Source organism: Pseudomonas sp. SDO5215_S409 (assembly GCF_054071325.1).
In genome coordinates, this window is the sequence record NZ_JBSVWN010000066.1 from 25,202 (window position 1) to 32,361 (window position 7,160).

Below are 7,160 nucleotides of genomic sequence, written 5' to 3' on the forward strand. Positions count from 1 at the left end.
TCATGAAGTTAGCCATTGTTACTGCCTGCCCGAACGGCAGGGTCACCAGCGTGCTGTGCGCCCGTTTGCTGGACGCCGCCGCGCAGCGCCAAGGGTGGAGCACCCACGTTGAAGTGGTGGACGTGCAACACCCGGAGCGGCAATTGCCTTTGGCCACTTTGGAGGCCGCCGACTGGGTGCTGCTGGTCACCAGCACGCCGGTGGACATGCAGCGGTTTGTCGGCAAGCGCGTGTTCCAGAGCACCCCGGCCCAGGCGTTGGCGGATGTCGACGCCGTCTTGCGCCGTGGCGCGGCCGAAGCCAGCGTGCACGTCGCAAGCGAAGCCCTGGCCGCTCGCGCGCCGCGCCTTGTGGCCATCACCGCGTGCCCCACGGGCGTGGCCCATACGTTCATGGCGGCCGAGGCGTTGCAGCAGGCGGCCCAGCGCCTGGGCTATCAATTGCAGGTGGAAACCCAAGGTTCGGTCGGGGCGCGCACCCCGCTGAGCGCGGACGCCATTCGCGAGGCGGATGTGGTGTTGCTGGCCACCGATATCGAGGTGGCGACCGAGCGGTTTGCCGGCAAGAAAATCTACCGCTGCGGCACCGGCATTGCGCTCAAACAAGCGCAGGCGACCCTCAACAACGCCTTGGCCGAAGCCCGGCCGGAAAGCGCCGCCAGCGGCGCCACACTGGCCAAGCCCGAGAAGACCGGGGTCTACAAACACCTGCTCACCGGTGTGTCGTTCATGCTGCCGATGGTGGTGGCGGGCGGCTTGCTGATTGCCCTGTCGTTTGTGTTCGGCATTCATGCCTTCGAAGAACCCGGCACCCTGGCCGCCGCACTGAAAAGCGTCGGCGACCAGGCGTTCATGCTGATGGTGCCGTTGCTGGCGGGGTACATCGCCTACTCGATCGCCGACCGTCCGGGGCTGGCGCCCGGGATGATCGGCGGCCTGTTGGCAGGCACCTTGGGTGCAGGCTTCATCGGCGGGATTCTGGCCGGGTTTCTCGCAGGCTACAGCGTCAAGTGCATCACCCGCACAGTGCGCTTGCCCCAGAGCCTGGACGCGCTCAAGCCGATCCTCATCATCCCGCTGCTGGCGAGCCTGTTCACCGGCCTGGTGATGATCTACCTGGTGGGCCCGCCGGTGGCGCACATGCTCACGGTGCTGACGGACTTTCTGGGCAACATGGGCACCACCAACGCCGTGCTGCTGGGTATTTTGCTGGGCGCCATGATGTGCGTGGACCTCGGCGGGCCGATCAACAAGGCGGCCTACGCGTTTTCTGTGGGCCTGCTGGCCGCGCAAAGCGGGGCGCCGATGGCCGCGACCATGGCCGCCGGGATGGCGCCGCCGATCGGCATGGGCATCGCCACGTTGCTGGCCCGGCGCAAGTTCGCCCAGACCGAGCGCGAGGCGGGCAAGGCGGCGCTGATTCTGGGGCTGTGCTTTATCTCGGAGGGGGCGATTCCGTTCGCCGCCAAGGACCCGTTGCGGGTCATCCCGGCGAGCATCGCCGGGGGGGCGCTCACCGGGGCCCTGTCGATGTATTTCGGCTGCAAGCTGATGGCGCCCCACGGCGGCTTGTTTGTGCTGCTGATTCCCAACGCCATCAACCACGCGTTGCTGTACCTGCTGGCGATTGTGGCGGGCAGTGTGCTGACCGGCCTGGTGTACGCGCTGCTCAAGCGGCCCGAGGCGGTCGAGCTCAAGGTCTGACACCTGCCGCACATGCGGCTTTTGGCCATTAAGCAAGCGGCCGCAGGCGCCCGGAAAGATCCGGCGCGATTGCATTCACGGGAATAAATCCCGCCCCTGGCGTGTTCATCTTCCTACTGGTTTATCGACTGATTTGGGAGATGCACATGCTTGTTTACCGAGACACACTCCGAGAAGCGATGCCGCTACGTGAACGCCCGGGTGCGATTGGTCTGGTGCTCAGCTTTGAGGGCGCGCGTTACTACGTGTTTGTCAGCCGTCAGTCCCGTGACCAGGTGGCTAACAGTGCCGTGGGCAACAAGCTGAAATTGCATGCGCAGTTGCTGGGCAGGACGCTGACAAAAGACCAGCACCAAGAGCGATACCATGCCATGTTGCCGGTGGCGCTGAGCCTGGCCACGCAGCGGCAGGTCGAGGCCGAAAGCCGGCACGCGGAAGAGTCGATGATCGAGCATTTCGATGAGTGCGTGCAGAACTTCGTGGCCTTGCGGGGCCGTCCGCCCGCCAAGGCCGAAGTGTTCCTGTCGCACTGCCCGTGCCAGTCCAAAGACCCCGGCGCCAGCCCGGCGCGGATGCTGGCAGGGACCCATTACGAGGCGACCTGCAAGGCCAAGCTGATCAAGTTCTGCACCACCGGCGCCCGGTCCGCGATCTCGTGGAAGGTTTATTACCAGTTTGATATCGGCACTTCAAAGCTCGATATCAACGAGAACCTGGGCAACCTCACCATGTGCAAACAACCTGCTTTTATCGTGACCTAAGCACCTGTTTATCGACACCGAATGCGCAGTGGCCCGGTTAGCGGCGCAAGGCGGCAGACCATGATTTTCGATGGGGCCAGCAGCGTCGGGAACAGGCCGGGTGTCGATGCTTGAGCAAACGCTGCAACCTGCCTGACTGGCAGGTTGCTTCATGCCCCAACATCGCCCGCGTGGTCAGTAGACATCCCGCCGGTAGCGGCCCTGTTCGATCAAGCGCTCGACCGCCGCAGTGCCCAGCACGTCCACCAGTACCTGGTCCACGCCAGCGGCCATGCCCTGCAAACTGCCGCACACGTAAATCGCCGCGCCGTCGGCCAGCCATTTGCGCAGCACCGGCGCCGACTCGCGCAGGCGGTCCTGCACGTAGATCTTTTCTGCCTGGTCCCGCGAAAACGCCAGGTCCAGTAACGGCAAATCGCCGCTTGCCAGCCACCCTTGCAGCTCGTCCTGGCAGTGGTAGTCATGGGCAAAATTGCGCTCGCCAAACAGCAGCCAGTTGCGCTGTTGCCCGTCGGCGATCCGCGCCTTGAGCAAGCTGCGCAGGCCCGCCAGCCCGGTGCCGTTGCCCAGCAGGATCAGCGGCACGGGAGCCTTCGGCAGGTGGAAGCCACTGTTGCGGCGCACCTTCAGGCTGATGCTTGCGCCTACGGCGGCATGTTCGGTCAGCCAGCCGGAACCCAGGCCCAGGCTGCCGTCGGCGTGACGCTCCTGGCGTACGATCAACTCCAGCACGCCGTCGCTGGCAATCGAGGCGATCGAGTATTCGCGCATGGCCAGCGGCACCAGCGCATCCACCAACGCCTGTGCATGCAGGCCGACCAGGTGGGTGCGGCTGTCGGGCAATTGGCGGCTGGCCAATGCCTGGGCGAGGGGTTGGGCCAGGCCTGCGATAAGCACGCCGTCACTGCCCGCCAGGCCCAGCCCGTCGAGGAAATGCTCGATGGCCCAGGGGCAGTTGCGTGGCAGCACTTCCACCAGGTCCCCGGCGCGCCAGTCGCGTGGCTGCGCGGGGACCAGGCCGAGCAGGTAGACGCCGGACCCTGCGCTGCCGGGGTTGAGCAGGGTGCGGTACTGCAAGGTCCAGGGTTCAAAGGCGGCGGTGGGCCAGGCGCTGGCGGGGGCGTGGCCGGTCAGTTGGCCCAGTTGGTGCTGCCAGTGTTGCAAGGCCGTGGGGTCGCCGTTGTCGACTTCCACCGGGGCAAACAGCGGGGTGCCGCCCTGGTTGGTCAGCCAGAAATGCAGGCGCCGGGCAAAGCCGCAGAAGTGGGGGTACTGGCGATCGCCCAAGGCCAGTACCGAATAGTTCAGGCCGTTCAGGGGCAGGCCTTTGCCCAGCACCGTGCGCTCGAAACCGCGTGCGCTGTCGGGGGCTTCGCCGTCGCCAAAGGTGCTGACCACAAACAGCGCATGGCTGGACTGGCGCAAGTCGTCCTCGCTGACGGCGCCCAGGGGCTGCACCTTCACCGGCACCCCGGCGGCCTGCAATTGCCCGGCGGTGTGCCACGCCAGTTGTTCGGCAAAACCGCTCTGGCTGGCAAAACCCACCAGCCAGGAGGACGCGTCACTGTGGGACGGCGCCAGGCCCTGGCGCGCATCGCGCACCTGGCGTTTTTTGCGGCGACGGTCCAGGTACAACAGCCAGCCGGTGATAAAGAACAGCGGCATGCAGGCCCCGGCGAGGGTCATGATGACGCGGCCGATCACCCCGAAATAGCTGCCGACATGCAGCGCATACACGCTGGTCAACAACTGGGACGCGAGGCTTTTGGTGGCGTAGCGCTCGTGCGACTTGACCTCGCCGGTGGCCGGGTCAAGGTTGATCTGGTTCAGCGCCCGGTCATGGGGCGAGGTCTTGAGCAGGTAGTACACGATGGCCGGTTGCCCGGCGATGGCCGGCATGCGGATGTTGTAGGCGCTCAGGTCCGGGCCTGCGTGGCTATAGAGGCTGCTCCAGATGGCGTCGTAATTGGCCACCGGCGGCGGACCTTCGGGCGCCGGGCCGCGTTTGCGCACCCGCTCGTTTTGTGGGGCATCGGACATCAGCTTTGTCAGGCCCTGGCTGTACCACTCGTAGGACCAGAACAACCCGGTCGACGCCGACAGCAGGTAAAACAACAGGCACCAGGTGCCGAACACCGAGTGCAGGCCCCAGTGGAAACTGCGGCCTTTTTTGCGCCAGTCCAGGGTCAGCCAGGCACGCCAGTTGGCCGCTTGGCGTGGCCAGCGCAGGTACAGGCCCGACAGGCAGAAAAACACCAGGATCAGCGTGCAGGCGCCGGTGATCTGCCGACCGGTATCGCCCGCCGCCAGGAACCGGTGCAGTTGCAGCACAAACCCGAAAAAATCCTGGCCGACGGCGTCGCCCATGTAGTCGCCGGTGTACGGGTCGAAGTAACGCATCTGCCCGCGCCGCTCGCCCGCAGGCGCGGTGAAAAACACGCGGGCGGCGTTGCCGTCTTCGCGCTCCACCCAGAGCATCGACACCACCTTGCCTTCGCGCGCTTCCAGGATGCGCACCAGTTCGGCGGGCGGCAGCACGCCCGCTTCGCGTTTTTGCACCGTGAGTACGCTGGGGTTGAGCGCCCGCAGGATCTCATCCTGGAACGACACCGTGGCGCCGGTGATCCCCATCAATGCCAAGACCAGCCCTGCGGTAATGCCGAAAAACCAGTGCAGCTGAAACAGGGATTTTTTCAACAATTGAGGCGGCCTCGGAGCGAGTGGGGATTTTCACGGCGCGCATTATGCCGTGAGTTGTCGAGAAAGATTCTTTTTTACACGCAAAAGCGTGCGGCATCCGATGCGTGGAGTCTTGTCGGCGAATTTGTTGCAGAATTTTACATGGCCAATAAGAATCAATACCATTGGCATCTCTTTATTTTCAGGTACTGCCGCCATGTTGCTGCACATTCCCGCCCTGTTCTCACGTGAGGAAGTGCTGCGCATCCGCGAAGCCCTGGCGCAAGCCGACTGGGCCGACGGCAAGATCACGGCCGGGCACCAGTCGGCCAAGGCCAAGCACAACCTGCAACTGCCCGAAGGGCACGCACTGGCCAAGGAAATTGGCGCTGCGCTGCTGGAGCGCCTGTGGAAAAACCCGCTGTTCATGTCGGCGGCATTACCGCGCAAAGTCTTCCCGCCGCTGCTGAACTGTTACACCGCGGGCGGCAGTTTCGACTTTCACATCGACAACGCCGTGCGCCAGCCCCGGGGCAGCCTTGAGCGCGTGCGCACAGACCTGTCGTCCACCCTGTTTTTCAGCGACCCGGACGAGTATGACGGCGGCGAGCTGCAGATCCAGGACACGTTCGGCCATCAACGCGTCAAATTGCCCGCGGGTGACATGGTGCTGTACCCAGGCTCCAGCCTGCATAAAGTCAACGCCGTGACCCGTGGCACCCGGTACGCCGCGTTTTTCTGGACCCAAAGCCTGGTGCGCGAAGACAGCCAGCGCACCCTGCTGTTCGAGATGGACGGCGCGATCCAGCAACTGACCCGCGACGTGCCCGACCACCCGGCGCTGATCCAGCTCACTGGCACTTACCACAACCTGTTGCGCCGCTGGGTTGAGGTCTGAGCATGAGCTTTCAACTGCGCCGCGAAGAACACCTCAACGGGCAACAACTGCAGGCCATGCTGGAGGACTCCCCGTCCCGCGCCGCCCAGGCGATTCTGATGGCGGCCGGCCAAGGGGTGGTGGACGCACAAGCCTTGCTCGGGCAAATCCTGCTGCAAGGGCGCGGCATCGAACGCGACGAAGCGCTGGCGCTGCGCTGGTTCCGAATCGCCGCGCAAGGCGGCCACTTGATGGCCCGCAACATGGCCGGGCGCTGCCTTGAACACGGCTGGGGCTGCGCCGTTGACGAAGCGGGCGCCGCGCAACACTACCGCCTGGCCGCCGAGGGCGGGCTGGACTGGGGCCAGTACCACTACGCCAACCTGCTGGCCACCGGCCGAGGGGTGGCTGAAGACCACCGGCAAGCGCAGGCCTGCTACCGCATGGCGGCGGAGCAAGGCCACGCCAAATCGATGAACCTGCTGGGCCGCTACCTCGACGACGGCCAGCATTGCCCCAGGGATTGGCCAGCGGCGCAGGCGTGGTATCAGCGTGCGGCCGAAGGCGGGGACTTTCGCGGCCAGTTCAGCCATGGCGCGGTGTTGGCAGACCAAGGCGAAATCGAGACAGCGCTGATGTGGCTGCGCAAGGCGCTCGAAGGCGGGAACGCCAAGTTCCTGCGCCTGGCCTGCCCGACGCTGGCGGCTGCCCGGCAGCCGCAGATTCGTGCGTTGGAGAGTGAGTATCAGGCGCGGTTGGTTCAACTACAGGGTGAGCGGTTGGATAGAGGGGTAATGACATCACGAAGTCATATTGATCTTCACAGGACGCGGCAGGCACAGCAGGGCTGAACATTTCTGACCTTACCTAGAGGGTGTAGACAAAATAAAGTAAGCTCCTTACCTCTCTTCTACACAGCATAGAGCCATGCCTAAAACTGGACGCCCTCCCGTAATTGCTGCGGAGCATCACCCACTGCGGAACAAGCTTGCCCATGCTCAGCCCTACTCCAGTCAGGCCGATTGGCGCAAGCATTTCATGCCGAAACGGGCATCACCGCTCATCCCGACACGTTCGCAAAAGCCTTGAAGCTGGCCGGGATTGTTCTTATTAAAGAGCGGCCCAAGGGCAGCTTCCAAC

At 64.5% G+C, this 7,160-nt stretch carries 5 protein-coding genes and 1 pseudogene; 5 read left to right on the top strand and 1 reads right to left on the bottom strand.

What is annotated here, in order from left to right:
* The first annotated feature begins 2 nt into the window (after window positions 1-2).
* Window positions 3-1,703: a PTS fructose-like transporter subunit IIB gene (locus tag ACW9H9_RS25190; RefSeq protein WP_457345994.1), complete on the top strand. Its 1,701-nt coding sequence runs from the start codon at window positions 3-5 to the stop codon at window positions 1,701-1,703.
* 179 nt (window positions 1,704-1,882) lie between these two features.
* On the top strand, window positions 1,883-2,464 hold the full coding sequence (locus tag ACW9H9_RS25195) for a hypothetical protein (protein WP_457345995.1): 582 nt from the start codon (window positions 1,883-1,885) through the stop codon (window positions 2,462-2,464).
* A gap of 174 nt (window positions 2,465-2,638) precedes the next feature.
* Here the strand turns inward: ACW9H9_RS25195 and ACW9H9_RS25200 are convergent, their stop codons facing one another.
* The gene (locus ACW9H9_RS25200) at window positions 2,639-5,164 is read right to left on the bottom strand and encodes a PepSY domain-containing protein (RefSeq protein WP_457345996.1); all 2,526 of its coding nucleotides are present in this window, start codon (window positions 5,162-5,164) and stop codon (window positions 2,639-2,641) included.
* A gap of 196 nt (window positions 5,165-5,360) precedes the next feature.
* Here ACW9H9_RS25200 and ACW9H9_RS25205 point away from each other — a divergent pair, with 196 nt between their 5' ends.
* The 3 genes and pseudogenes from ACW9H9_RS25205 to ACW9H9_RS25215 all read left to right on the top strand — a co-directional run.
* The gene (locus tag ACW9H9_RS25205; RefSeq protein ID WP_457345997.1) at window positions 5,361-6,041 is read left to right on the top strand and encodes a Fe2+-dependent dioxygenase; all 681 of its coding nucleotides are present in this window, start codon (window positions 5,361-5,363) and stop codon (window positions 6,039-6,041) included.
* Between the two features lie 2 nt (window positions 6,042-6,043).
* Window positions 6,044-6,871 carry a tetratricopeptide repeat protein gene (locus ACW9H9_RS25210; protein ID WP_457345998.1) on the top strand — a complete coding sequence of 276 codons (828 nt, stop codon included), beginning with the start codon at window positions 6,044-6,046 and terminating at the stop codon, window positions 6,869-6,871.
* A 76-nt stretch (window positions 6,872-6,947) separates the two neighbouring features.
* A pseudogene (locus tag ACW9H9_RS25215) lies at window positions 6,948-7,160 on the top strand (IS5/IS1182 family transposase); the annotation flags it as partial.